Source organism: Micromonospora sp. WMMD1219, from assembly GCF_049315215.1.
In the GTDB taxonomy this organism is placed as follows: Bacteria; Actinomycetota; Actinomycetes; order Mycobacteriales; family Micromonosporaceae; genus Micromonospora; species Micromonospora tulbaghiae.
Window position 1 is genome coordinate 1,161,556 of record NZ_CP186057.1, and the last position, 23,473, is coordinate 1,185,028.

The 23,473-nt window shown below is 73.5% G+C and carries 24 protein-coding genes; 10 read left to right on the plus strand and 14 right to left on the minus strand.

The window, feature by feature from the left end; translation table 11 throughout:
* Window positions 1-5: 5 nt before the first annotated feature.
* The 8 genes from ACN27C_RS05485 to ACN27C_RS05520 form a co-directional block, all read right to left on the minus strand.
* Window positions 6-1,112: a magnesium and cobalt transport protein CorA gene (locus ACN27C_RS05485; RefSeq protein WP_422750635.1), complete on the minus strand. Its 1,107-nt coding sequence runs from the start codon at window positions 1,110-1,112 to the stop codon at window positions 6-8.
* A gap of 58 nt (window positions 1,113-1,170) precedes the next feature.
* The gene (locus ACN27C_RS05490; protein WP_091414872.1) at window positions 1,171-1,851 is read right to left on the minus strand and encodes a response regulator; all 681 of its coding nucleotides are present in this window, start codon (window positions 1,849-1,851) and stop codon (window positions 1,171-1,173) included.
* A complete protein-coding gene (locus ACN27C_RS05495) occupies window positions 1,848-4,394 on the minus strand; it encodes a sensor histidine kinase (protein ID WP_120571938.1) in 2,547 nt (848 codons plus the stop codon). The genes ACN27C_RS05490 and ACN27C_RS05495 overlap by 4 nt, the downstream gene beginning before the upstream one ends.
* 71 nt (window positions 4,395-4,465) lie before the next feature.
* The gene (locus ACN27C_RS05500; RefSeq protein WP_422750636.1) at window positions 4,466-5,347 is read right to left on the minus strand and encodes a potassium-transporting ATPase subunit C; all 882 of its coding nucleotides are present in this window, start codon (window positions 5,345-5,347) and stop codon (window positions 4,466-4,468) included.
* The gene (gene kdpB, locus ACN27C_RS05505; protein ID WP_422750637.1) at window positions 5,347-7,539 is read right to left on the minus strand and encodes a potassium-transporting ATPase subunit KdpB; all 2,193 of its coding nucleotides are present in this window, start codon (window positions 7,537-7,539) and stop codon (window positions 5,347-5,349) included. The genes ACN27C_RS05500 and kdpB overlap by 1 nt, the downstream gene beginning before the upstream one ends.
* 20 nt (window positions 7,540-7,559) lie before the next feature.
* Window positions 7,560-9,215 carry a potassium-transporting ATPase subunit KdpA gene (gene kdpA / locus ACN27C_RS05510; RefSeq protein ID WP_422750638.1) on the minus strand — a complete coding sequence of 552 codons (1,656 nt, stop codon included), beginning with the start codon at window positions 9,213-9,215 and terminating at the stop codon, window positions 7,560-7,562.
* Window positions 9,215-9,304 carry a K(+)-transporting ATPase subunit F gene (gene kdpF, locus ACN27C_RS05515; protein ID WP_036343797.1) on the minus strand — a complete coding sequence of 30 codons (90 nt, stop codon included), beginning with the start codon at window positions 9,302-9,304 and terminating at the stop codon, window positions 9,215-9,217. The genes kdpA and kdpF overlap by 1 nt, the downstream gene beginning before the upstream one ends.
* A 373-nt stretch (window positions 9,305-9,677) precedes the next feature.
* Window positions 9,678-10,382: a GAF and ANTAR domain-containing protein gene (locus ACN27C_RS05520; RefSeq protein ID WP_422750639.1), complete on the minus strand. Its 705-nt coding sequence runs from the start codon at window positions 10,380-10,382 to the stop codon at window positions 9,678-9,680.
* Window positions 10,383-10,577: 195 nt separating this feature from the next.
* Here ACN27C_RS05520 and ACN27C_RS05525 point away from each other — a divergent pair, with 195 nt between their 5' ends.
* Both ACN27C_RS05525 and ACN27C_RS05530 read left to right on the plus strand, forming a co-directional pair.
* Window positions 10,578-11,027, plus strand: coding sequence for an STAS domain-containing protein (locus tag ACN27C_RS05525; RefSeq protein WP_422750640.1), 450 nt, complete (start codon window positions 10,578-10,580; stop codon window positions 11,025-11,027).
* 180 nt (window positions 11,028-11,207) lie between these two features.
* Entirely contained in the window at window positions 11,208-11,918 is a 711-nt protein-coding gene (locus ACN27C_RS05530) for a GAF and ANTAR domain-containing protein (RefSeq protein WP_252449948.1), read from the plus strand.
* Between the two features lie 8 nt (window positions 11,919-11,926).
* Here the strand turns inward: ACN27C_RS05530 and ACN27C_RS05535 are convergent, their stop codons facing one another.
* On the minus strand, window positions 11,927-12,145 hold the full coding sequence (locus ACN27C_RS05535) for a hypothetical protein (RefSeq protein ID WP_120574013.1): 219 nt from the start codon (window positions 12,143-12,145) through the stop codon (window positions 11,927-11,929).
* Window positions 12,146-12,230: 85 nt separating this feature from the next.
* Between ACN27C_RS05535 and ACN27C_RS05540 the strand changes: the two genes are divergently transcribed.
* Window positions 12,231-12,986, plus strand: coding sequence for an SAM-dependent methyltransferase (locus ACN27C_RS05540; protein ID WP_422750641.1), 756 nt, complete (start codon window positions 12,231-12,233; stop codon window positions 12,984-12,986).
* Window positions 12,987-13,024: 38 nt separating this feature from the next.
* On the plus strand, window positions 13,025-13,450 hold the full coding sequence (locus tag ACN27C_RS05545; protein WP_422750642.1) for an ATP-binding protein: 426 nt from the start codon (window positions 13,025-13,027) through the stop codon (window positions 13,448-13,450).
* 45 nt (window positions 13,451-13,495) lie between these two features.
* On the opposite strand, the gene ACN27C_RS05550 is transcribed toward ACN27C_RS05545, so the two are convergent.
* Window positions 13,496-14,278, minus strand: coding sequence for a DUF3152 domain-containing protein (locus ACN27C_RS05550; protein WP_422750643.1), 783 nt, complete (start codon window positions 14,276-14,278; stop codon window positions 13,496-13,498).
* A gap of 204 nt (window positions 14,279-14,482) precedes the next feature.
* Here ACN27C_RS05550 and ACN27C_RS05555 point away from each other — a divergent pair, with 204 nt between their 5' ends.
* The 3 genes from ACN27C_RS05555 to ACN27C_RS05565 all read left to right on the plus strand — a co-directional run bounded on the left by ACN27C_RS05555 (window position 14,483) and on the right by ACN27C_RS05565 (window position 17,380).
* Window positions 14,483-15,673, plus strand: a complete 1,191-nt coding sequence (locus ACN27C_RS05555) for a DUF2786 domain-containing protein (protein WP_121684424.1) — start codon at window positions 14,483-14,485, stop codon at window positions 15,671-15,673.
* Between the two features lie 100 nt (window positions 15,674-15,773).
* On the plus strand, window positions 15,774-16,133 hold the full coding sequence (locus ACN27C_RS05560) for a YciI family protein (RefSeq protein WP_233585707.1): 360 nt from the start codon (window positions 15,774-15,776) through the stop codon (window positions 16,131-16,133).
* Window positions 16,130-17,380 (plus strand): RNA polymerase sigma factor, encoded by a 1,251-nt coding sequence (locus tag ACN27C_RS05565; protein ID WP_422750644.1) that lies wholly within the window; start codon window positions 16,130-16,132, stop codon window positions 17,378-17,380. The genes ACN27C_RS05560 and ACN27C_RS05565 overlap by 4 nt, the downstream gene beginning before the upstream one ends.
* 66 nt (window positions 17,381-17,446) lie before the next feature.
* On the opposite strand, the gene ACN27C_RS05570 is transcribed toward ACN27C_RS05565, so the two are convergent.
* The 4 genes from ACN27C_RS05570 to ACN27C_RS05585 form a co-directional block, all read right to left on the minus strand.
* Window positions 17,447-17,620, minus strand: coding sequence for a CsbD family protein (locus ACN27C_RS05570; protein WP_013283784.1), 174 nt, complete (start codon window positions 17,618-17,620; stop codon window positions 17,447-17,449).
* Window positions 17,621-17,687: 67 nt separating this feature from the next.
* Window positions 17,688-19,943: a heavy metal translocating P-type ATPase gene (locus ACN27C_RS05575; protein ID WP_422750645.1), complete on the minus strand. Its 2,256-nt coding sequence runs from the start codon at window positions 19,941-19,943 to the stop codon at window positions 17,688-17,690.
* Window positions 19,944-19,960: 17 nt separating this feature from the next.
* The gene (locus ACN27C_RS05580; RefSeq protein ID WP_422750646.1) at window positions 19,961-20,932 is read right to left on the minus strand and encodes a hypothetical protein; all 972 of its coding nucleotides are present in this window, start codon (window positions 20,930-20,932) and stop codon (window positions 19,961-19,963) included.
* A 35-nt stretch (window positions 20,933-20,967) separates the two neighbouring features.
* Entirely contained in the window at window positions 20,968-21,174 is a 207-nt protein-coding gene (locus tag ACN27C_RS05585) for a heavy-metal-associated domain-containing protein (protein WP_120571952.1), read from the minus strand.
* A gap of 80 nt (window positions 21,175-21,254) precedes the next feature.
* Between ACN27C_RS05585 and ACN27C_RS05590 the strand changes: the two genes are divergently transcribed.
* The 3 genes from ACN27C_RS05590 to ACN27C_RS05600 all read left to right on the plus strand — a co-directional run bounded on the left by ACN27C_RS05590 (window position 21,255) and on the right by ACN27C_RS05600 (window position 23,326).
* On the plus strand, window positions 21,255-21,554 hold the full coding sequence (locus ACN27C_RS05590; protein WP_013283780.1) for a metal-sensitive transcriptional regulator: 300 nt from the start codon (window positions 21,255-21,257) through the stop codon (window positions 21,552-21,554).
* Between the two features lie 124 nt (window positions 21,555-21,678).
* Window positions 21,679-21,888 carry an SHOCT domain-containing protein gene (locus ACN27C_RS05595; RefSeq protein ID WP_121684421.1) on the plus strand — a complete coding sequence of 70 codons (210 nt, stop codon included), beginning with the start codon at window positions 21,679-21,681 and terminating at the stop codon, window positions 21,886-21,888.
* A gap of 163 nt (window positions 21,889-22,051) precedes the next feature.
* On the plus strand, window positions 22,052-23,326 hold the full coding sequence (locus ACN27C_RS05600; RefSeq protein WP_422750647.1) for a YibE/F family protein: 1,275 nt from the start codon (window positions 22,052-22,054) through the stop codon (window positions 23,324-23,326).
* Window positions 23,327-23,473 lie beyond the last annotated feature (147 nt).

Genomic DNA, 23,473 nt, shown 5'->3' on the forward strand with positions numbered 1-23,473 from the left:
CCGGCTCACAACCAGCCGCGGCGCTTGAACAGCAGGTAGAGCGCGCCGCAGACGGCGAGCATCAGGGCCACCGCGAACAGGTAGCCGTACCGCCAGTCCAGCTCCGGCATGTGGCTGAAGTTCATCCCGTAGACGGTGCCGATCAGGGTGGGCGCGAACAGGATGGCCGCCCACGCGGAGACCCGTTTGATCTCCTCGTTCTGCTCGAAGCTCGCCGCGGTCAGGCTGCGCATCTCCTCGTTCTGTGCCTGCGACACCAGCGTGGCGTTGACGGTGAGGATGTTCTGGAGCAGGTGCCGGAACCCGTCCACCCGCTCCACCACCTGGGTCAGGTGGTCGGCCACGTCGCGCAACCGGCGGCGCAGTTCCTCGTCCGTGCCGTACCTGTCGAAGCCGTGTGTGAGCGCGTCGACCACCTTCAGCAGCGGCCGGGCGGCCCGCTGGAACTGGATCACCTCGCGGCTCAGCTCGTAGATGCGGCGGCTGGCGTTCGGGTCGCCGCCGAACACCTCGGTCTCGATCTCGTCGATGTCGTTCTCCAGCCCGGCGACCACCGGCGCGTAGCCGTCCACCACCCGGTCCAGCACTGCGTAGAGCACGGCTTCCGGGCCGAACGCGAGCACCTCGGGCTCGGCCTCCAGCCGCCGCCGCACCCCGGCCAGGTCGGGTGTGCCGCCGTGCCGGACCGTGATCACGAAACCGGGGCCGAGGAACAGGTGCAGTTCGGCGAACTCGACCGCGTCCCGCTCGTCCAGGTAGCGGGCGGCCCGCAACACCACGAACAGGGTGTCGCCGTAGCGTTCCAGCTTGGGGCGCTGGTGGGCGTTGATCGCGTCCTCGACGGCCAGGTCGGGGAGCTGGAACTCGGCCGCGAGCGAGGCGACCTCCTCCCGGCCGGGCCGGCGCAGCCCGATCCAGGCCATCGCGTCGTCGAGCTGTTGCAGGCAGCGGTACGTGTCGGCCAGGCTCATCGGCGACGCCCGGCGTACGCCGCCGACGTAGACGCCGCTGTCGACCAGACCGTCGGGTCGCTCCGGCTCGGCCGCGCCGGCGTCGATGGCGTGCTCGTCCAGGCGGCGGCCGAACCCCTCCGAGGACCGGTTGTCCGCCATGCCCCTCCCCCGCTGCTCGGCCGGCTCGCCGAGTCCCCCGCCGAGGCTCGCGCAAACGTCAGGGGCGGTAGCGGTAACCCATCCCCGGTTCGGTGATCAGGTGGCGGGGCCGGGCCGGGTCGTCCTCCAGCTTGCGCCGCAACTGGGCCATGTACTGCCGCAGGTAGTTCGTCTCGTGGTGGTACTCCGGCCCCCACACGTCGTGCAGCAACTGGCGCTGGCTGACCAGCTTGCCCGGGTTGCGCAGCAGCTTCTCCAGCATGGCCCACTGGGTGGGGGTGAGCTTGACCTCGACGCCGTCGTCCCGGGTGACGGTCCGGTCGGCCAGGTCGACGGTGTTGCGGCCGATCCGCAGCGCGGGCACGGCGGGCGAGGCGGGGGCGAGGCGCCGGGTCACCGCCCGGATGCGGGCGAGCAGTTCGTCGACCCCGAACGGCTTGGTCACGTAGTCGTCGGCGCCCGCGTCGAGCGCCGCCACCTTGTCCTCGCTGCCGGCCCGGCCGGAGAGCACGATGATCGGCACGGCGGTCCAGCCGCGCAGCCCCCGGATGACCTCGGTGCCGTCCAGGTCGGGCAGGCCGAGGTCGAGCACCACCAGGTCCGGCGGGTGACCGGCGGCGGCCTTGAGCGCGGCGGCGCCGCTGTCGGCCACCTCGACGTCGTAGCCCCGGGCCCGCAGGTTGATCCGCAGCGCGCGCAGGATCTGCGGCTCGTCGTCGACGACCAGGATCCGGGTCATTCCCGCGGCCCTTCCGGCTGGGTGGCGGCCGGCAGCCGCAGCACCATGGTGAGACCGCCACCAGGCGTGGTCTCCGGGGTGATGCTGCCACCCATCGCCTCGGCCAGTCCCCGGGACAGCGCCAGGCCCAGGCCGACACCGGTCTGGTTGTCCCGGTCGCCGAGGCGCTGGAACGGCAGGAAGACGTGCTCCCACTGGTCCGCCGGGATGCCCGGCCCGGTGTCGATCACCCGCAGCTCGACCTGCCCGGCGTGCGCACTGCCGGTGATCGTCGGCGGGTGTCCGGGCGGGCTGTGCCGCAGCGCGTTCGCCACGATGTTGACCAGCACCCGCTCCAGCAGGCCCGGGTCGGCCAGCGCCGCCGGCAGGTCGGCCGGGATGTCGGTGGTCACCTCGGCCGCCGCCGGGCCCAGCTCGTCCAGCGCCAGGGGTACGGCGTCCTCCAGCCCGATCGCGGTGGCGCTCACGCCCAGCGCCCCGGCCTGCAACCGGCTCATGTCGAGCAGGTTCGCCACCAGCCGGCCCAGCCGGTCCAGCGACTCGTCGGCGGTGGCGAGCAGTTCCTCCCGGTCGTCCGCGTCGAACTCGACGTCGTGACTGCGCAGGCTGCTCACCGCCGCCTTGGCGGACGCCAGCGGCGTACGCAGGTCGTGGCTGACCGCCGCGAGCAGCGCGGTCCGCATCCGGTCGGCGGCGGCGAGCGGGCGGGCGGTGGCGGCCTCCTCGGCCAGCCGTTCCTGGCGCAGCGCGACGGCGGCCTGCGCGGCGAACGCCTCGACCACCCGCCGGTCGGCCGCCTCCAGCCGCCGGCCGGCGAGCACCACGCTGAGCCGGTCGTCGACCGGCACCACCGTCTCGCCCGCGCTCGGGCTGCCGGGCGGCCGCTCGCCGACGCTCGCCACCACCCGCCAGGCGTCCGCCTCCCGGGCGCGCGCCGGGCGGCCACCGGCCTCGTCGGTCAGCTCCAGCACGCTCACCGCGCGCAGTCCGAACGTCTCCCGCAGCCGGTCCAGCAGCGCGGGCAGCGGGCGTTCGCCGCGCAGCACGCTGCCCGCGACGGTGGCCAGGGTCTGCGCGTCGGCGGAGGCCCGGGCCGCCTCCCGGGTACGCCGGGCCGCCACGTCGACCACCCAGCTCACCGCGATGGCGACACCGACGAACACGCCCAGGGCGAGCAGGTTGTCCGCCTCGGCGATGGTCAGCGTCCGATACGGCGGGGTGAAGAACCAGTTGAGCAGCAGCGAGCCGCCGAGCGCGGCGACCAGCGCGGGCCACAGCCCGCCGACCAGCGCCACGCCCACCACACCGGCGAGGAACAGCAGGATGTCGTTGGTGAGGGTGAGGTCGGGCAGCGTCCGCAGCACGAGCGTGAGCAGCGGCATGCCGAGCACCGCGAGCGCGTACCCGATCAGCCGTCGCCGCCGGGACAGCGCGGCGGGCACGGCCGTGCCCCGGCGCCCGCGTCCCGCCTGCGGGTGGGTGACCAGGTGCACGTCGATCGGGCCGGACAGCGCGGTGGTGGTCACCCCGACGCCCCGGGCGAACACCTGCGCGAACCGGCCCCGGCGGCTCGCGCCGAGCACGAGCTGGGTGGCGTTGACGCCCCGGGCGAAGTCGAGCAGCGATGCCGGGATGTCGGTGCCGAGCACCTGGTGGTACGTGCCGCCGAGGCTCTCCACCAGCACCCGCTGCCGGGCGAGCTGGGCCGGGTCGGCGCCGGCCAGCCCGTCGCTGCGGGCCACGTGCACGGCGAGCAGGTCGGCGCCCTTGCTGCGGGCGGCGATCCGGGCGGCCCGGCGGATCAGCGTCTCGCCCTCCGGGCCGCCGGTGAGCGCGACGACAACTCGTTCCCGCGCCTCCCAGGTGTCGGAGATGCCCTGCTGGGCCCGGTACGCGTCGAGCTGCTCGTCGACCTTGTCGGCCAGCCAGAGCAGCGCCAGTTCGCGCAGCGCGGTGAGGTTGCCGACCCGGAAGTAGTTGCCGAGCGCGGCGTCGATCTTGTCGGGCCGGTAGATGTTGCCGTGCGCCATCCGGCGGCGCAGCGCCTCCGGCGTCATGTCCACCAGCTCGACCTGCTCGGCGGCCCGGACCACCTGGTCCGGCACGGTCTCCCGCTGGGTGGTGCCGGTGATCTGCGCGACCACGTCGTTGAGCGACTCCAGGTGCTGCACGTTGACGGTGGAGAGCACGCTGATCCCGGCGTCGAGCAGCACCTGCACGTCCTGCCAGCGCTTGTCGTGGCGGGAGCCGGGCACGTTGGTGTGGGCCAGCTCGTCCACCACGACCACCTCGGGCCGCCGGGCCAGCACCGCGTCCAGGTCCATCTCGGTGAACTCGACGCCCCGGTAGGTCATCGAGCGGCGCGGCACCACCTCCAGATCGCCGATCATCTCGGCGGTGTGCCGGCGGCCGTGCGTCTCGACCAGGCCGACCACCACGTCGGTGCCGCGTTCGGCCCGGCGCTGGGCCTCCTCCAGCATGGCGTACGTCTTGCCGACGCCCGGGGCGGCCCCGAGATAGATCCGCAGTTCACCCCTGCCCACAGCGTCCATCCTCCCTGACCGGCCGGGAACGGCCCCGGGTCTTCCCCGGGGCCGCTCCGGTCACTGTCGCGTCAGCGCGCCGGGAACGCCTCGTCCAGCGCGAGGTTGAGTTCCAGCACGTTCACACCGGGCTCACCCATGAAGCCCAGCGCCCGCCCGGTGGTGTGCTCGGCGACCAGCCGCCGTACCGCCGCCGGGTCCGCGGCGCGCTCCCGCGCCACCCGGGCCACCTGAATCTCCGCGTACGCCGGGGAGATGTGCGGGTCGAGGCCGCTGCCGCTGGCGGTGACCGCGTCGGCCGGTACGGCGGGGCGCGCCGGGGCGTCCCCGCGTACCGGGGTGACGATGCCGCCCTCGGCCACGTAGTCGTGGCCGGGCCGGGCCGCCTCCACCGGCACGCCCTGCCAGGTGGTGAGGAACGGCGTCGCGGGCGCGGCCTGGTTGACGCTCACCACGCGGGTGATCGGGCCGGTGAGGCCGTCGGCGCGGAACACGGCCAGCACCGCGCCCACCCCGTCCGGCGTGCAGTACGGGCGCCGCCCGTCCACGCCGTCCAGTTCGCCGACCGCCTTGCTGCGGGCGCAGACCTGGGTGAGCAGGCTCTGCGCCGAGGTCTCCTCGTCGCCGGTGAGCGTGTCCACCACGCTCGCCGGGCCGAGGTTGCTCGCCGCGGTGGCGGTCGGGTCGTAGCCGTCCCCGGCGGCCGACGGGCGGGACTGGAAGTAGCGCGGGACGGGGTTGCCGTCCGCGTCGGTGAACGACTGGCCGATCAGTGAGCTGCCGACGGTCCGGCCGCCGACGGTGAGCAGTGAGCCGTCGGCCCTGCCGTCGAGGCCGGGCAGCCGGCCCACGGCGACCAGGGCGAGCGGGTAGACCAGGCCGAGCAGCACGGTGAAGACGAGCACCGCGCGCAGAGCGGCCAGGTGCTGGGAGAGCCAACTGGGAAGGCGCATCACGAGATCCCCGGGACGAACTGGACGAGCAGGTCGATGAGCTTGATGCCGGCGAACGGCACCACGATGCCGCCGAGGCCGTAGAGCCACAGGTTGCGGCGCAGCAGCGTCGAGGCGCTGGCCGGGCGGTAGCGCACGCCGCGCAGGGCCAGCGGGATCAACGCCACGATGACTATCGCGTTGAAGACGACGGCGGAGAGGATCGCCGACTCGGGACTGGCCAGGCGCATGACGTTGAGCCGGTCCAGCGACGGGTAGATGCCGGCGAACATGGCTGGGATGATCGCGAAGTACTTCGCGATGTCGTTGGCGATGCTGAACGTCGTCAGCGCGCCCCGGGTGATCAGCAACTGCTTGCCGATCTCCACGATCTCGATCAGCTTGGTCGGGTCGGAGTCGAGGTCGACCATGTTGCCGGCCTCCTTCGCGGCCGACGTGCCGGTGTTCATGGCGACGCCGACGTCCGCCTGGGCCAGCGCGGGCGCGTCGTTCGTGCCGTCGCCGGTCATGGCGACGAGCCGGCCGCCCTCCTGCTCCTTCCTGATCAGCGCGAGCTTGTCCTCCGGCGTGGCCTCGGCGAGGAAGTCGTCCACGCCCGCCTCGTCGGCGATCGCCTTCGCGGTACGCGGGTTGTCGCCGGTGATCATCACGGTCCGGATACCCATCCGGCGCATCTCGTCGAAGCGCTCCCGCATCCCGGCCTTCACCACGTCCTTGAGGTGGATGACGCCGAGCGCCCGGGCCGGCTCCCCGGCCACGTGCTCGGCCACCACGAGTGGCGTGCCGCCGGTGCCGCTGATCGCGTCGACCAGTTCACCGACCTGCTCGGTCGGGTGGCCGCCGTTGTCGCGTACCCACTTCATCACCGCGGCGGCGGCTCCCTTGCGGACGTGCCTGATGTCTCCGTCGGCGTCCAGGTCGACGCCGCTCATCCGGGTCTGCGCGGTGAACGGCACGAACGTGGCGTGCGGGATGAGGCCGGGCTCGCGCTCACGCAGCCCGAACTCGTTCTTCGCCAGCACCACCACCGACCGGCCCTCGGGGGTCTCGTCGGCCAGGCTGGACAGTTGTGCCGCGTCGGCGAGCGTGGCCGCGTCCACGCCGGTCACCGGCAGGAACTCGGCGGCCTGCCGGTTGCCGAGCGTGATCGTGCCGGTCTTGTCCAGCAGCAGCGTGTTGACGTCGCCCGCCGCCTCGACCGCCCGGCCACTCATCGCCAGCACGTTGCGCTGCACGAGCCGGTCCATGCCGGCGATGCCGATCGCGGACAGCAGCGCGCCGATGGTGGTCGGGATGAGGCAGACCAGCAGCGACACCAGGACGACGCCGGTGACGCCGGAGTCGGTGATCGCCGCGGTGTCGGGCGCGGCGGCCTGGTAACCCTTGGCGAAGATCGCCATGGGCTGGAGCGTGACGACGGCGAGCAGGAAGATGATCGTCAGCGCGGCCAGCAGGATGTTCAGTGCGATCTCGTTCGGCGTCTTCTGCCGGTTGGCGCCCTCGACCAGCGCGATCATGCGGTCGATGAAGCTCTCGCCGGGTTTCTGCGTGATCCGGACGACGATCCGGTCGGAGAGGACCCGGGTGCCGCCGGTGACCGCGCTGCGGTCGCCGCCGGACTCCCGGATCACCGGGGCGGACTCGCCGGTGATCGCCGACTCGTCGACGCTGGCGATGCCCTCCACCACGTCGCCGTCGCCGGGGATGACCTGTCCGGCCTCGACCAGGACGACGTCACCCTGCCGCAGTTGCGGCGCGGGCACCGCCTCGTCCCGGTACGCGTTCGCGGCGGCACCCGGCGTCCAGCCGACCAGGCGGGTGGCGACGGTGTCCTGCTTGGCCCGGCGCAGCGTGTCGGCCTGCGCCTTGCCGCGTCCCTCGGCGACCGCCTCGGCCAGGTTCGCGAAGATCACGGTGAGCCAGAGCCAGACGGTGATCGCGATCGCGAAGACCGACGGGTCGGCCACCGCGAGCACTGTGGTGAACAGCGCGCCGATCTCCACGATCAGCATCACCGGGTTGCGCCACAGCGTGCGCGGGTCGAGCTTGCGCAGCGCGTCCGGCAACGACCGGAGCAACTGGCGAGGGTCGAGCAGTCCGCCGCCGATCCGGCCGTCGCGGCGGCCCGGCGTGCCGGGAGCCTCGGTGTCGCCGGATACCGGCGCGTCGGCGGTCTGGAGAGGTGCTGTCATGTCCTTGTCTCTCATGGTGGTCACAGCCCTTCGGCCAGCGGGCCGAGCGCGAGTGCGGGAAGGAAGGTGAGCGCGACGAGGACCACGGTGACGCCGACGACCATGCCGACGAACAGCGGCCGGTGGGTCGGCAGGGTGCCCTCGGAGGCGGGTGTGGGTTGCTGGCGGGCCAGCGAGCCGGCCAGGGCGAGCACGAAGATGATCGGCAGGAACCGGCCGAGCAGCATGCAGAGCCCGAGCGCGATGTTCCACCACGGCGTGTTCACCGTGATGCCGGCGAACGCGGAGCCGTTGTTGTTGCTCGCCGAGGTGAACGCGTAGAGCACTTCGGACAGACCGTGCGGCCCGACGTTCAGCGCTGTCGAGGCGTTGCCGGTGGCGAACGCGGCGGCGGTGCCGGCGAGCACCAGCGCCGGGGTGATCAGGAAGTACATCGAGGCGAACTTGATCTCGCGCGCGCCGATCTTCTTGCCCAGGTACTCGGGGGTGCGCCCGACCATCAGGCCGGCCACGAACACCGTGATCACCGCGAGGATCAGCAGCCCGTACAGGCCGGCGCCGACGCCGCCCGGGGCGACCTCGCCGAGCATCATGTTTACCAGCGTCATCATCCCGCCCAGCGCGGTGTACGAGTCGTGGAACGAGTTGACCGCGCCGGTCGAGGTGAGCGTGGTGGCCGCCGCGAACGTGGCCGAGTTCGACACGTCGAAGCGCACCTCCTTGCCCTCCAGCGCGGCGCCGACCGCCTGCGGCACGGTGCCGTCGCCGGTCAGCTCGAAGACGTTGGTGAGAGTGATGCCGGCGACCGCCAGGATCGCCATCACGGCGACGATCGCGTAGCCCTGCCGCTTCTGGCCCACCATCCGGCCGAAGACCCGCGGCAGGCTGAACGGGATCACCAGGATCAGGAAGATCTCCAGCCAGTTCGTCCACGCGGTCGGGTTCTCGAACGGGTGGGCACTGTTGGCGTTGTAGAAGCCGCCGCCGTTGGTGCCCAGCTCCTTGATGACCTCCTGGCTCGCCACCGGCCCGCCGGTGACGGTCCGGGTGCCGCCGGTCAGCGCGGTCACGTCGGTGCCGCCGGACAGGTTCTGCACCACGCCGCCGAGCATCAGCGCGAGCGCGCCGAGCACCGCGATCGGCAGCAGGATCCGCAGCGTGACCCGGGTCAGGTCGACCCAGAAGTTGCCCAGCTCGCCGGTGCGGCTGCGGGCGAAACCCCGGACCAGCGCCACCGCCACCGCGATGCCGACAGCGGCCGAGACGAAGTTCTGCACCGCCAGGCCGGCCATCTGCACCAGATGGCCCATCGTCGACTCACCCGAGTACCACTGCCAGTTCGTGTTGGTCACGAACGACACGGCGGTGTTCCAGGCGCCGTGCGGCACCACCGGGTCGAAGCCCAGCGAGAGCCAGAGGTGGTTCTGCAGGCGCTGGAACGCGTACAGGAACAACAGGGAGACGGCCGAGAAGGCCAGCACCGAGCGGGCGTACACGCCCCAGGTCTGGTCGGCGTCCGGGTTGACCCCGACCAGGCGGTAGATCCCCCGCTCGGCCCGGGACGACCGGGTTCCGGCGACCACGCGGTACATGTGGTCGCCGAACGGCCGGTGCACGGCGACCAGCGCCGCCACCAGCGACAGTACGAAGAGCACGCCGGCTGTGGTCGTGCTCATCAGAAGCGCTCCGGGAACAGCAGGGCGACGACCAGGAACACGCCCAGGCCGATCGCCAGCACCAGGCCGACGGCGTTGACGGCGCTCACAGCTTCTCCACGCCCCTCACCACGAGGGCGAGAGCCGCGAACAGCCCCACCGTCAGCAACACGAACAGCACGTCAGACACGGCTGATCTCTCCTAGCGGAAGATGTCCTCGCGACCGCCTCCCGGCCGCGCCGGGCAATCACAACGCCGGATCCGCCGGACGGACAGGGTTCTTGACGCGACCATCACGCGGGGCCGCGGTTTCTTGACGCGCTTTTCACGCCGCGTCCGTGGCCGGTGATCCGGGTCACCGCACGGGCCTCGGCGCCGATCGACCGGATGTGGCGGTAGCCGGTGCCGAGCACCGCGGCGAACCCGATCGGCACGGCCCGGGACCGGGCGCCGTCCGCCCCGGCCGCTCGCCGGGTGCTACCTCAGCGGACGGCGGCGCGGGCGACGAGCGCCTCGGCCACCTCGCGCAGCTTGCGGTTGGAGTCCTGGGAGAGCTTGGCGAGCAGCGTGAACGCCTCTTCGGCCGAGCAGCGCCGCTGCCCCATGATGATGCCCTTGGCCTGCTCGATCACGGCCCGGCTGCGCATCGCCTCCTGCATCTGCCGGGCCAGCGTCGCGGTGCTCTCGTAGAGGTGCGCGTTGGCGAGCGCCACAGCCGCGTACGCGGCGAACTCCTCCGCCAGCTCGATCGACGCCTTGTCGAACGCGTGTGTCGTGCCCCCGTAGACGTTGAGCGCCCCGGTGACCGCCTCCTGGATCGGCAGCCCGATCGACAGCGAACTCTGCACACCCGCCGCCCGCGCCCGAGCTGCCCAGCCCGGCCAGCGCGGCTCGTCGGCCAGGTCGGGCAGCGAGACGCTCCCCGCGCTGACCGAGGCGTCCAGGCAGGGGCCGTCGTCGTGCGCGTACTGCCACTCGTCGAGGCTGCGCGCCAGGTCGCTGGTGTAGGCGATGGCCCGGTTGGCGCCCGCCTGCACCAGGGAGACCGACACGTGCACGCTGCCCGGGACCGCCCGGTTCGCCAGCTCGGCGACGCGCGCCAGGACGTCGTCGAGCGCCACCTCGTCGAGCCGGATCCGGCTCAACTCGGCGAGGGCGTCGGCGGGATCCATGCGGGCGGCTTCCATCCTCGGGTCCTGTCCTGGCGGGTCATCGGCTTCCGTCGTTCCGATGACGGTACCCGGCGCGGGCGGGTCCGAACGCCTCCCACGCTGCGACGTCCACCCGGTCGACGTATGTTGGGTACGGGTCAAGACATGTGCCCTCCCAGCTCACGGCGAGTCTCGCCGAGGGCTTCCTCAAGCGATGAGGTCGGAGGTGTCATGTCGGACGAACGGCCGGTCTTCGGCTGCCATCGCGTTCCCACGGCGTCCGGGTCGTTCCGCCCGGACGAGCCGATCATGTGGCTGAGCTGCGAGGCGGGCGCGGGCGTCACCCGGATCGCGGTGGCCGGCGAGGTGGATCTCAGCAACGCGCACCTGCTCACCGAACTCGTGGAGACAGCCGTCGCGGCCTCCGCCCCGCTCGTGGTGATCGACCTGTCGGAGGTCGGCTTCTTCGGCGCGTACGGCACCAACGCGCTGGTGCTCGCACAACGGATGCTCGCCCGGCAAGGCCGGCGGCTGATCCTGCACCGGCCCTCCCCGGTGGTCCGGCGCGTCCTCGACGTCACCGGCACGCTCACCGCGTTCGAGGTCGTCGATCGCCCCGCACTACCGGCCGTCGACGACCGGTGGGCACGTCCCGTCGTGCCGACCCGCTCCGGGTCGTAGAGTTGTCCGGGTAGTCGACGTCCCGTCCGGGGCGTCACGAACGAGCGTCAAGAAGCGGCGCCGGTCCCGATCCCTTGCCGGAATCGGGACGCTGGTCCGTCACCACGGGCCGACCCTCGCCACCAGCCGTCGTGCCCCGCCGGGCCGACGGCGTCGCTTCGCACAAGGACGTCACAGCTCATGCCGCAGGCCCACCCCGACCTCGCCGCAGCCCTGATCAGACTCGGTCGGATCAAGTACGACGAGGTCGACCTCGACGTGGTGTTGTCGACCATCGCCCAGGTCGCCAAGGACACCCTGCCCGGGACCGCCGAGGTGTCGGTCACCCTGGTGCAGGGCACGCAGGCGCACACCGCCGCGTACACCGGCGAGCTGGCGCTGACGCTCGACGAGTGGCAGTACGCCCACGGGCGTGGCCCGTGCCTGGACGCCGCCACCACCGGCACCGCCATGCTGGTGCCGGACATGGCGGCGGAGAGCCGCTGGCCGGAGTGGGCGGCCCGGGCGCACGAGGCGGGCGCCGCCAGTTCGCTGTCGATCGGCCTGCCCATCCAGGAGGCCGTGGTCGGCGCGCTGAACATCTACGGCGCGGCACCCGGCGTCCTGGACCGGCAGGTCGAGCTGGCACAGACGCTGGCCGGGTACGCCGCCATCGCGCTCGCGAACGTCCACCTCTACGAGAGCACGGCGACGCTGGCGCAGCAGATGCAGGAGGCGATGCAGAGCCGGGCCGTGATCGAGCAGGCGAAGGGCATCATCATGGGACAGCGGCGCTGCACGGCCGACGAGGCGTTCGCCATTCTGGCCCGGGTGTCCCAGGACTCCAACCGCAAGCTGCGGGAGGTCGCCGAGTCACTCGTCGACCGCGCTGTGCACGGCCCTCGTGACTGAGCGTGCGGTCAGCGCGGCATCTCGCGCCAGCCGGAGCCGCTCGCACGCCACGCGCCGGCCAGGATCGTCGCCGAGCCGCGGCTCGGGCACTGCTGAATCTTCGACCGGCCGCTCGCCCCGCCGATCTGCGCCTGGACCTGCCACTGGCTTCCGTCGGTACGGATGTATACGTCGCGCCGTCCGCGAGGGTTGCTGACGCCGTTCCACCAGTGTTCCTCGACCACCATGCGGTGACCGTACCCCAGGACACCCGGACCGGCCCAGACCGGAATTCCGTTGCTCCGCGTCACCGGGCGGCGGCATCCTCCACGGATGACCTCACCGGACCTGCCGCGCCAGTTCACCATCCGCGAGGGCGAGCTGCGCGTCCTCAACCCGATCGACGAGGTCAAGCTGGCCACACTGGGCCGGGCGATCCGATTGCGCCCCGGCGACGAGCTGCTGGATCTGTGCAGCGGCAAGGGGGAACTGCTCTGCACCTGGGCCCGGGACCACGGGATCACCGGCACCGGGGTCGACCTGAGCACCGTCTTCACCGCCGCCGCCCGGGAACGCGCCGCCGAACTGGGCGTGGCCGACCGGGTACGTTTCGTGCACGGCGACGCCGCGGCGTACACCCCGGAGCGGCCGGTCGACGTGGCCGCCTGCGTCGGCGCGACCTGGATCGGCGGCGGGGTGCCCGGGACGCTGGAACTGCTCGACCGGGCGTTGCGGCCGGGCGGCATGGCGCTCGTCGGAGAGCCCTACTGGCGGCGTGACCCGCCGGACGACGAGGCGGTCACCGGCTCGCACGCCGGGTCGCGCGAGGAGTTCACCGACCTGCCCGGCCTGGTCGAGTCGTTCGGCGACTGCGGCTGGGATCTGGTCGAGATGGTCCTCGCCGACCAGGACAGCTGGGACCGGTACGCCGCCGCGCACTGGCTGAACCTGCGCCGCTGGCTCGACGCCAACCCGGACGACGAACTGGCCCCGGAGCTGCGGCGGGAACTGACCGAGGATCCGGTGCGGTACGTCCGCTTCCAGCGCGAGTATCTGGGGTGGGGCGTGTTCGCGCTGCTGCGGCGCTGACCTGCTTAGCGAACGGCTACGCAGGGTAAAGCCAGATCATGGGACAGTTGCGCACCTCGCCGCCGCCGCCACAGGCCTCGGAGCTGGAGCAGTGGGTGCTGGACAGTCCCGAGGATCTGCGCGGCCTGCGCGCGTCGCTGCGTGAGGCGCTGAACCGGCACGGCCTGGTGCAGGGCGAGGACCTCGACGAGGTGCCGCACCTGGTCGTGCTGGTCGCCACCGAACTGGCGAGCAACGCGCTGCGGCACGGTCGCCCGCCCACCATCATCACGCTGCTCGCCACCGACGACCGGTTCCTGCTCGACGTGGCCGACCACGACGTGAGAACGGTGCCGGAGCTGACCGACATCAGCCCGACGGACTCGGGCGGGCGGGGCCTGTTCCTGGCCCAGTCGGTCTCGCTCGACGTCGGCTGGTACGCCACCGCGAAGACCAAGAACATCTGGGCCTCGTTCTCCCGGTGACGGCCCGGCAGCCGGGCCACGCGTCGGCCCGGCCGCCGGACCGGCTCAGCGGTCGCCGGCCGGGACCGGGTCGTCGTACTGACCCGGCGGCCCGGCCAGCGGTTCCCCGCCCACCAGCGGCCACGGGTTCGGCGTGCAGCCGTGCAGGCCGAGCGTCTGCTGCACCATCACCGGCGCCGGGCCACCGGCGCGGGGGCAGCGCTCGTGGCCGCGGCCCAGCCGGTGACCGACCTCGTGGTTGAGCAGGTACTGCCGGTACCGGGAGAGATCGCTGACGTGCGGCACTCCGTACACCCAGCGGGCCACGTTGATCACCACCCGGTCGCCGTTGCGGCAGGACGTGTAGCGGTCGCTCGGGTCGCCGCACAACCGCCCGCGCGTCACCGGCGTGGTGAGCAGCACCGTGAAGTCGGCCCGGTCGTCGCGGCCCACCCGTTGCAGCCGCCACCGGCCGTCGCCGGTCCAGCCGCGCCGGTCGGCGAGGGTGGCGGCCACGTCCCGGGCGAAGCGTTCCACGTCCACGTTGCGGATGCCGTCCTCGACCGCGACCCGGTAGCGCAGCAGCTCACCGGCGCTACCGGCGACCGCGCCGACCGTGTCGGCGGTCCGGAAGGTGCCGGCGCCCCGGGCCGGATAGCCGACGCCGGGGGCCACCCGGCCGGCCGCCGGGACCGGCGTCGGCGCGGCAGTCGGCGTGGGGCGGGCGCCCGGTGCGGGCGCGCTCGGTGCCGCCGCCGGCACGGTCCGCCGGGCCTCGATGCGGTCCAGCAGGTCCGGATGCCGCGCGGCGTACCCGCCGGCGGCGAGCGCGGCACCGACCAGGACCACCGCCAGGAACCGCCCTGATCGCGACCTCCGCCGTCGCCGGTGCAGCCCCCGGTCATGCCCGCCCACGTCGATCTCCGTCCGTCGCCCCGCCCCGCTCCGGGCAGGAGTACGGACGCCGGGCCCGGACGGTTGAACGGGCGGCCGGGTACCGTCGGTGCCGGGGTGGACGACCTGCCGCCTGTCGGAGCCCAGGGAGAGCCACCCGTGTCACCAGCCGAGCAACTGCTCGACGCCGCCGTCGCGACCGCGCGCGGCACCGACGTACGCGCTGCCGAGCGAGCCCTCGACGGGCTCGTGGTCGCCGACGGCGCAGCAGTGGACGCGGCGCTGCTCGCCCGGCTGACCCGGGACGTGGGCCGGCTCTGGCCGCGTGGCTGGCAGCCCGCCGACCTGGACCGGCTCGCCACCCGGCGGCTCACCCCGCGCGGCGCCCGGCTGCTGCGCGACGCGATGGCCGCGCAGCGGCGCACCCTGCCCGCGCCGGTCCCGGCCTGGTTCGACGAACAGCTCACCGAGACCGGTGCCCGCTGGGACGACGACGCGGGCTGGCTGGACCGGCGGGCCGACGGCGACCGGATCACCACGCTGCGGGACGCGGTCGACGCGGTCGTCCTGGTGGCGGGGCTGCCGCCGGTCGCGGCGCTCCGCCCGCCACCCGGCTCGGCCGGCACCGCGCTTGCCGCCGCGACGCCGAGCGGTTCCCGGATGCTCGACCGGGTACGCGCGCTGCTGGCCAAGGCCGAGTCGACCGGCTACCCGGCCGAGGCGGAGGCGTTCACCGCGAAGGCGCAGGAGCTGATGGCCCGGCACAGCATCGACGCGGCGCTGCTCGACGCAGGGGCCGAGCGGTCCGGCGGCCCGGGCGGCGTGCGGATCGGCGTCGACGCCCCGTACGCGGCGGCGAAGGCGCTGCTGATCCAGGAGGTGGCGGCGGCGAACCGGTGCGAGTCGGTGTGGTCCGACGACCTGGGCTTCGCCACGGTGCTCGGCTTCCCGGCCGACCTGGCGGCGGTCGAGCTGTTGCACACCTCGCTGCTCGTGCAGGCCACCGCCGCGATGCTGCGCGGCCGGGGTGAGCGCGGCCGGGCCGGCGGGCGGCGCACGAAGGGCTACGACGAGTCGTTCCTCAACGCGTTCGCGCTGCGCATCGGCGACCGGCTGCGGGAGGCGAGCGCGGCGGCGGCCGAGGAACTCGACGACGACCGCCTGCTGCCGGTGCTCGCGGCCCGCTCGGACGCCGTCCGGGAACGCGTCGACCAGCTCTTCCCGGGCACCACCCGGCACCGGCTCCAGGTGCGCGACGAGCAGGGCTGGGTCTCGGGCACCAGCGCGGCCGACCGGGCCTCGCTCGACCCGGGCCGACCGGCGCGCCGTCCGCTTCGCGGGGGTCGCTGAACTTCCCGGGGGATGATGTCGGATCGGGCGGACCGGCTCCGACCCGTCTGCGAGGCGCCACCGCCGGTGGCCCGCATCCGAGGAGTGCACCGTGAAGTACATGCTGCTGATCTGGAACCGGCCCGGCTTCGTGGAGGAGCTGACCGAGGCGGAGCGCACCGCCATCTTCGGTGAGGTCGACGAGATCATGAAGGAGCTGACCGAGTCCGGCGAGCTGGTCGGCGGCGAGGCGCTGGCCCACCCCTCGCAGACCCGTACGGCCCGCCCGGCGGCCGGCGGCGTCGAGATCACCGACGGGCCGTTCATGGAGAGCAAGGAGCAGTTCGCCGGCTACCTGACCGTCGACTGCGAGACCCCGGAACGGGCCGCCGAGATCGCCGCGCGCTGGCCGGACGTCCGGCACGGTTTCGGCGTGCTGGAGGTGCGCGCGGTGATGGAGCAGGCCGGGACGGAGATGTGACAGCACCTGTGGTCGAGGACCTGCTGCGCACGCTCGCGCCGCAGGTCCTCGGCATGCTGGTCCGCCGTCACGGCCAGTTCTACGCCTGCGAGGACGCCGTCCAGGAGGCGCTGCTCGCCGCCGCCGTGCAGTGGCCGGAGCAGGGCCTGCCGGACCATCCCCGCTCCTGGCTGGTCACCGTCGCCACGCGCCGGCTCACCGACGAGTGGCGCAGCGAGCACGCCCGCCGGGAACGCGAGGTGGCGGTGGCGGTCCGGCAGCCCGCGTACGCGGCGGTCGCCCCGCCCGCCGACGAGGAGCCGCCCGGCGCCGACGACACGGTGAAGCTGCTGTTCCTCTGCTGTCATCCGGCGTTGCCGGTGAGCGGGCAGGTGGCGCTCACGCTGCGTGCCGTGGGCGGGTTGAGTACGGCCGAGATCGCCCGCGCGTACCTGGTGCCGGAGGCGACGATGAGCCAGCGGATCCGCAGGGCGAAGCAGCGGATCGAGGCGGCCGGCGCGCGTTTCACGCTGCCCTCGCCGGCCGACCGGGACGAGCGGCTGGGCGCGGTGCTGCGCGTCCTCTACCTGATCTTCAACGAGGGCTACACCGCGTCCAGCGGCGAGGCGCTGCACCGGGCCGAGCTGACCGGTGAGGCGATCCGGCTGACCCGGGAGCTGCGCCGGCTGCTGCCGGACGACGGCGAGGTGGCCGGGTTGCTGGCGCTGATGCTGCTCACCGACGCGCACCGGGCCGCCCGTACCGGGCCGGACGGCGAGTTGGTGCCGCTGGCCGAGCAGGACCGCGGGCGGTGGGACCGGGACGCGACCGCCGAGGGGGTGGCGCTGGTGACCGAGGCGCTCACCTGGTCGGCGCCGGGGCCGTACCAGGTGCAGGCGGCGATCGCCGCGGTGCACGCGGAGGCGCCCACCGCCGAGGACACCGACTGGCGGCAGATCGTCGCGCTCTACCGGGTGCTCGCGCGGGTCGCGCCGAACCCGATGGTCACGCTCAACCAGGCCGTCGCGGTGGCCATGGTGGACGGCCCGCGTGCCGGGCTGGCGCTGCTGGCCACGCTCGACGGCGACGACCGGACCGCGGGCCACCACCGGCTCGCCGCCGTCCGCGCGCACCTGCTCGACCTGGCCGGCGACCGTACGGCGGCCCGGGCCGCGTACCTGGCCGCCGCGCGGGCCACCACGAGCCTGCCGGAACGGCGTTACCTGGAGGTACGCGCCGCGCGCCTGGCCGGTGACCGGCCGCGCTGACCCGCGCCTGGACAGCACTCCGGGCCGGCCCGTGGGCCGACCCGGTGGTGTGTGTGCGTCGCGTACTCAGCTCTTGAAGGCGTCCTTGATCTTCTCGCCGGCCTGCTTGAGCTTGGCGCCCGCCTGGTCGTTGCGGCCCTCGGCCTCGAGGCGCTCGTTGTCGGTCGCCCGGCCGACGCCCTCCTTGACCTTGCCCGCGGTGTCCTGGGAAGCGTTGTCGATCTTGTCGTCCAGACCCATGATGACCTCCACTGATGCGGTTGCCTGACGACAACTGGTTACCCCGTCGGCCGTCGGCTCAATCCCCTCACCCGATCGGGCGGAAGCGCCGCAGCCGCAGGCTGTTGCCCACCACGAAGACCGACGATAACGCCATGGCCGCCCCGGCGAGCATCGGGTTGAGCAGCCCGGCCGCCGCCAGCGGCAGCGCCGCGACGTTGTAGGCGAACGCCCAGAACAGGTTGCCCTTGATGATCGCCAGCGTCCGGCGGGAGAGCCGGATGGCGTCCGCCGCGACCATCAGGTCGCCCCGGACCAGCGTCAGGTCGGCGGCCTCGATGGCCGCGTCGGTGCCGGTGCCCATGGCCAGCCCGAGGTCGGCCCGGGCCAGCGCGGCGGCGTCGTTCACCCCGTCGCCGACCATGGCGACCACCCGGCCCTCGCGCTGGAGCCGCTCGACCACGTCGACCTTGTCGGCGGGCAGCACCTCCGCGATCACCTCGTCGATGCCGACCTCGGCCGCCACCGCCTTCGCCACAGTGGTGTTGTCGCCGGTGAGCAGCACCGGCTTCAGGCCCAGCTCACGCAGCCGGGCGACCGCCGCCCGGCTGGTCGGCTTCACCGCGTCGGCCACCGCGAGCACACCGCGGGCCCGCCCGTCCCAGCCGGCCAGGATCGCCGTCCGCCCGGCGGCCTCCGCGCCGGTCGCGGCCCGCACGACCTCCTCGGGTACGTCGAGACCCCGCTCCCGCAGCAGCCGGGCCCGGCCGACCACCACGGTCCGGCCGTCGACGGTGCCGGTCACGCCCAGCCCTTCGGCGTTGGCGAACTCGCCGACCGGCGGCAGTGCCCCGGCCTCGGCCGCAGCCTCGGCGACGGCGCGCGCGATCGGGTGCTCGGAGGCGGCCTCCAGCGCGCCGGCCACCCGGAGCAGCTCGGCGGCGTCCTCTCCGTCGGCCGGCAGCACCTCGGCCAGCGCCATCCGGCCGGTGGTGACGGTGCCGGTCTTGTCCAGCACCACTGTGTCGACCCGGCGGGTGGACTCCAGCACCTCCGGCCCCTTGATCAGCACACCGAGCTGCGCGCCGCGCCCGGTGCCGACGAGCAGCGCGGTCGGCGTGGCCAGGCCGAGCGCGCACGGGCAGGCGATGATCAGGACGGCCACCGCGGCGGTGAACGCGGCGGTCGGCCCGGAGCCGGTGCCGAGCCACCAGCCGAGCGTGCCGGCGGCCAGCGCGATCACGATCGGCACGAACACGCCGGAGATCCGGTCGGCGAGCCGCTGCACCGCCGCCTTGCCGGCCTGCGCCTGCTCCACCAGCCGCGCCATCTGGGCGAGCTGCGTGTCGCCGCCGATCCGGGTGGCCCGGACCACCAGCCGGCCGCCGGCGTTCACAGTCGCGCCGACCACGGCGTCGCCGGGCCCCACCTCGACCGGCACGGACTCGCCGGTGAGCATGCTGGCGTCGACCGCCGACGTGCCCTCCTCGACCACGCCGTCGGTGGCGACCTTCTCGCCGGGCCGGACCACGAACCGGTCGCCGACCGCGAGCCGGCCGACCGGGATCCGGGTCTCCTGCCCGTCGCGCAGCACCGCCACGTCCTTGGCGCCGAGTTCGAGCAGGGCGCGCAGCGCCGACCCGGCGGTGCGCTTGGAGCGGGCCTCGAAGTAGCGCCCGGCCAGGATGAACACGGTCACCCCGGCGGCGGCCTCCAGGTAGATGTTGCCGGCGCCGTCGCCGCGGGTGATGGCGAAGCTGAACGCGTGCGTCATCCCGGGCATGCCGGCGGTGCCGAGGAACAGGGCCCAGAGCGACCAGCCGAACGCGGCCAGCGTGCCGAGCGAGACGAGCGTGTCCATGGTCGCGGCGCCGTGCCGCAGGTTGACCAGCGCGGCGCGGTGGAACGGCAGCCCGCCCCAGACCACCACCGGGGCGGCCAGGGTGAGCGAGGCCCACTGCCAGTAGTCGAACTGCCAGGCCGGAACCATGGCGAGCACGATCACCGGCAGGGTGAGCACGGCGGACACCCAGAGCCGGGTACGCGCGGTGCGCAGCTCGTCCACCGGCTCCCCGGCCGTGGCGGCGTCCGCCTGCTCGGGCGGCGGCGGCACCACTGCGGTGTAGCCGGTCTTCTCGACGGTGGCGATCAGGTCGGCCGGCGCGATGTCGTCGGCGTACCGGACGGTGGCCTTCTCGGTGGCGTAGTTCACGGTCGCCTCGACGCCGTCCATCCGGTTGAGCTTCTTCTCGATCCGGGCGGCGCAGGACGCGCAGGTCATCCCGCCGATCGCCAGTTCGATCAGGTTCGGCGCGGTGGGCAGCGCCTTTCCCGTGGCAGTCATCGCGGCACCTCCGGCGCTCAACTGTGCCCGTGCCCCGGGGTGCCGTGTCCGGCGTCCGGGGTCGGTGCGGTGGTGGATGCCGGCGCGGCGGGCGCGGGCGTGGTCCGGTCGCCGGCCAGGACGGTGAACTCGGCGGTGTGCACCGCGTCGCCGTGCCGGAAGTCCAGGTAGAGACGGTACGCCCCGGCGGAGGGCACCTCGGCCGCGAACGTGATCGCCGGACCGGCGGGGGTGCGCCCGTCGCCGGGCGTCCCCTCCGGGTGCACGTGCAGGTACGCCAGGTCGCCCTGCCGCAGCGCCACCAGGTGCCCGTACGCGCCGAGGTAGGGCTGAAGGTCGGTGACCGGCCGCCCGTCGCGGCTGACGGAGAGCGTGAGCCGGCTGGTGCGGCCCGGCTCCGGCGTTCCGGTCAGCGTGACCGTGTAGCCGTCGACTGTGGTGCTGGTCACCGGCGCCGGCAGCGGCCGGGCGGTCAGTTCGCCGGGGACCGTGACGTCCAGGCCGAGGGTCAGCGGCTCGTCGCCCTCGGGGGTGAAGTCGGCGAAGGCCCGCCAGACGCCGGGGCCTCCGAGCGGCGAGGCGACCCGCCAGGTGCCGTCGCCGGTCATCTCCGGGTGGACGTGCCGGAACCCGGACAGGTCCCGGCGGGCGACGATCAGGTGCATGCGCTTGTCGTGGGCCACCTCGAAGCGGGTGACCGGCGCGCCGTCCGGGCCGGTGATCCGGAAGGCGAACTGCCCGGCCGGGGCGGTGGCGGGCTGGAACGTGTAGCCGCGTTCGGAGACGAGCAGCCCGCCGGGCAGATGCGCGGACGCGCCGCTCTCGTCACCGTGGCCGGTGTCGCCGGCCCCGTGGTCGCTGTCGCTGTCGTCGTGGCGGGTCTCGGCGGCCGGGGCGACGGGATCGGCCAGGTTGCCGATCCCGTACGCCGCGCCGAACACCGCCACGAGGCCGAGGGCGAAGCCGCTGAGCTTCGTCGCCGTGTTCATGGTGTCTCCTCGGTTTCTACGGGTCGTCGGACCCGTCACGCACCGACGAGGTCGTAGCCGGCCTCGTCGACCGCCGCGCGGACCGCGTCCGCGTCCAGCGGGTTCTGACTGGTGACGGTGACCCGGCCGCTGGCCAGGTCGACCTGGACGTCGGTGACGCCCGGCAACGCGCTCAGCTCGGTGCTCACCGAGTTGACGCAGTGCCCGCAGGTCATGCCGCTCACCTGGTAGGTGGTCTCCATCTCGCCCTCCGATCTGATACCCCCTAGGGGTACGTTCGGAACGTTAGCATACCCCCGAGGGGTACGCTATCCTCGGTTTCATGACCGCGCCGTCCAGCCCGACCCGGGGCTACACCGCCAGCAAGGACCAACTCCTCGCCCGGCTCCGCCGGATCGAGGGCCAGGTCCGTGGCATCGAGAAGATGGTCGAGGACGACCGATACTGCATCGACGTGCTGACCCAGATTTCGGCCATCCAGGCGGCGCTGGACAAGGTCGGCCTGGGCCTGCTCGACGGCCACGCCCGGCACTGCATGCACGAGGGCGCCGCCGAGGGCCGGGCCGACGAGATGGCGACCGAGATGATGGCCGCCGTCGGCCGCCTGATGAAGCGCGGCTGAGCGGGACCTCCGACCCTCGGAGCAGGGCACATCGACCCGCGCCGACGCGTCGTGCCGGTCGTACCGTCGAAGTGGCGGGCAGGCCGGCCCGGCGGACCCGCGGCGACGGACGGAGGGCGGCCCGATGATGTGGCAGAGCCCGATGATGGGCTGGATGTGGATCTGGTCCCTGCTGGTGCTCGCGGTGCTGGCGGGCCTCGTCTGGGCGGCCGTGCGGTGGACCGGCCCGCAGTACCTGGGCCCGACGACGGCCCGGCGCATCCTGGACGAGCGGTACGCCCGCGGCGAGATCGACGAGGACGAGTACCGGCGACGCCGGGCCGGCCTGGGCTGATCCGCGCGGAGCGCGCGTCACGGTCACGGTGCCCGGAAGCGCCCGGCCGGGTTGCCTACCATGGCCGGGCGACGACCCGGACGTGGTCGACACGTCCACGCCGGCCGGGTGACCAGACCGGTCCGGCGGACCAGGCGTCGCCGCGACCGTTGGGAGAGACGCCATGGGTGCCGACCACACCCACCCCGCACCCGCCGCGCCGCCGGGCGTACGACGGCTGCTCGTCGCCGTCGTGGTGCCGCTGTTCGTGATCACCGTGATCGCGGCGCTGGTGCTCTGGCCCCGGCAGGACCGGGAGCCGGTCGGCGGCGCGGACGTCCCCCGCTACCACGGCACCGTGACCCGGGTGGTCACCGAACCCTGCCCGCCGACCCCGGAGTCCCCGGACGGCGCAGGTGGCCCCTGCGGCACTGTGACGGTGACCGTCGAGCAGGGCCCGGACGCGGGCCGGCAGGTCGAGACGCCGATCCCGGCCGGGCCGGGCGCGCCCCGGGTCGCGGTCGGCGACGAGGTCGTCCTGGTCGAGCTGACCGACCCGGCCGACCCGGCGGTGAAGTCCTACAACATCGCCGAACACCAGCGCGGCACGCCACTGATCTGGCTGATGGTGCTCTTCGCCGCCGCGATCGTGGCGTTCGGCCGCTGGCGCGGTCTCGCCGCGCTCGGCGGCCTGGTGGCCAGCTTCGCCATCCTGCTCGGCTTCGTGCTGCCGGGCATCGGCGCCGGTCAGCCTCCGCTGCTGGTGGCGATAGTGGGCGCCGCGTTGATCATGTTCGTGGTGCTCTACCTGACCCACGGCATCACCGCGCAGACGTCCGTGGCGGTGCTCGGCACGCTCGGCAGCCTGGTGGTCACCGGCGTGCTCGGCCTGCTCGCCACGTCCGCCACCCACCTGACCGGATTCGGCAGCGAGGACGCCACCACGCTGTCCATGTTCCAGGGCGACGTGGACCTGCACGGCCTGCTCCTGGCCGGCATCATCATCGGCTCGCTGGGCGTGCTGGACGACGTCACGGTCACCCAGGCGGCCACCGTCACCGAACTGGCGCACGCCAACCCCGGCCTGTCCCGGCGGCAGCTCTACCGGGCGGCGACCCGGGTCGGCCGGGCGCACATCGCGTCCACCGTCAACACCATCGTGCTGGCGTACGCGGGCGCCTCGCTGCCGCTGCTGCTCCTGCTGGTCGCCGACTCCCGCCCGGTGAGCGAGATCCTCACGAGCGAGTTCCTCGCCCAGGAGATCGTCCGCAGCGCGGTGGCCACGCTCGGCCTGATCGCCGCCGTACCGCTGACGACCGGACTGGCCGCGGTCGTGACCACCGCCGGACGGCACTCGCGCGGCGCGGAGCCGGCGCCACCCGCGGCCCGGCCGCCGGCCGGACGGGACGACGCGCTGGAGGCGCTCGGCGGCGGGAAGAGTACGGAGGCCGCATGGTGACACTCCGCAGCGTGACCATCGATTTCAAACGCGACGCTGGTCACGGTGCGCCACGGCGAAATCTCGCTATTGGTCGGCTTCCGGACGTAGATCCTCAGGAGTGCTGTCAGGTAACCTCGCTGCCGGTCACCGCCGAAGGCGCGCACC

What these genes read in the sequence shown, in the direction of transcription:
- ACN27C_RS05485 (WP_422750635.1), bottom strand. Translation starts at nt 1,112, where the DNA reads ATGGCGGACAACCGGTCCTCGGAGGGGTTCGGCCGCCGCCTGGACGAG.
- ACN27C_RS05490 (WP_091414872.1), bottom strand. Translation starts at nt 1,851, where the DNA reads ATGACCCGGATCCTGGTCGTCGACGACGAGCCGCAGATCCTGCGCGCG.
- ACN27C_RS05500 (WP_422750636.1), bottom strand. Translation starts at nt 5,347, where the DNA reads ATGCGCCTTCCCAGTTGGCTCTCCCAGCACCTGGCCGCTCTGCGCGCG.
- kdpB (WP_422750637.1), bottom strand. Translation starts at nt 7,539, where the DNA reads ATGACAGCACCTCTCCAGACCGCCGACGCGCCGGTATCCGGCGACACC.
- kdpA (WP_422750638.1), bottom strand. Translation starts at nt 9,215, where the DNA reads ATGAGCACGACCACAGCCGGCGTGCTCTTCGTACTGTCGCTGGTGGCG.
- ACN27C_RS05520 (WP_422750639.1), bottom strand. Translation starts at nt 10,382, where the DNA reads ATGGAAGCCGCCCGCATGGATCCCGCCGACGCCCTCGCCGAGTTGAGC.
- ACN27C_RS05525 (WP_422750640.1), top strand. Translation starts at nt 10,578, where the DNA reads ATGTCGGACGAACGGCCGGTCTTCGGCTGCCATCGCGTTCCCACGGCG.
- ACN27C_RS05530 (WP_252449948.1), top strand. Translation starts at nt 11,208, where the DNA reads ATGCCGCAGGCCCACCCCGACCTCGCCGCAGCCCTGATCAGACTCGGT.
- ACN27C_RS05535 (WP_120574013.1), bottom strand. Translation starts at nt 12,145, where the DNA reads ATGGTGGTCGAGGAACACTGGTGGAACGGCGTCAGCAACCCTCGCGGA.
- ACN27C_RS05540 (WP_422750641.1), top strand. Translation starts at nt 12,231, where the DNA reads ATGACCTCACCGGACCTGCCGCGCCAGTTCACCATCCGCGAGGGCGAG.
- ACN27C_RS05545 (WP_422750642.1), top strand. Translation starts at nt 13,025, where the DNA reads ATGGGACAGTTGCGCACCTCGCCGCCGCCGCCACAGGCCTCGGAGCTG.
- ACN27C_RS05560 (WP_233585707.1), top strand. Translation starts at nt 15,774, where the DNA reads ATGCTGCTGATCTGGAACCGGCCCGGCTTCGTGGAGGAGCTGACCGAG.
- ACN27C_RS05570 (WP_013283784.1), bottom strand. Translation starts at nt 17,620, where the DNA reads ATGGGTCTGGACGACAAGATCGACAACGCTTCCCAGGACACCGCGGGC.
- ACN27C_RS05575 (WP_422750645.1), bottom strand. Translation starts at nt 19,943, where the DNA reads ATGACTGCCACGGGAAAGGCGCTGCCCACCGCGCCGAACCTGATCGAA.
- ACN27C_RS05580 (WP_422750646.1), bottom strand. Translation starts at nt 20,932, where the DNA reads ATGAACACGGCGACGAAGCTCAGCGGCTTCGCCCTCGGCCTCGTGGCG.
- ACN27C_RS05585 (WP_120571952.1), bottom strand. Translation starts at nt 21,174, where the DNA reads ATGGAGACCACCTACCAGGTGAGCGGCATGACCTGCGGGCACTGCGTC.
- ACN27C_RS05590 (WP_013283780.1), top strand. Translation starts at nt 21,255, where the DNA reads ATGACCGCGCCGTCCAGCCCGACCCGGGGCTACACCGCCAGCAAGGAC.
- ACN27C_RS05595 (WP_121684421.1), top strand. Translation starts at nt 21,679, where the DNA reads ATGATGTGGCAGAGCCCGATGATGGGCTGGATGTGGATCTGGTCCCTG.
- ACN27C_RS05600 (WP_422750647.1), top strand. Translation starts at nt 22,052, where the DNA reads ATGGGTGCCGACCACACCCACCCCGCACCCGCCGCGCCGCCGGGCGTA.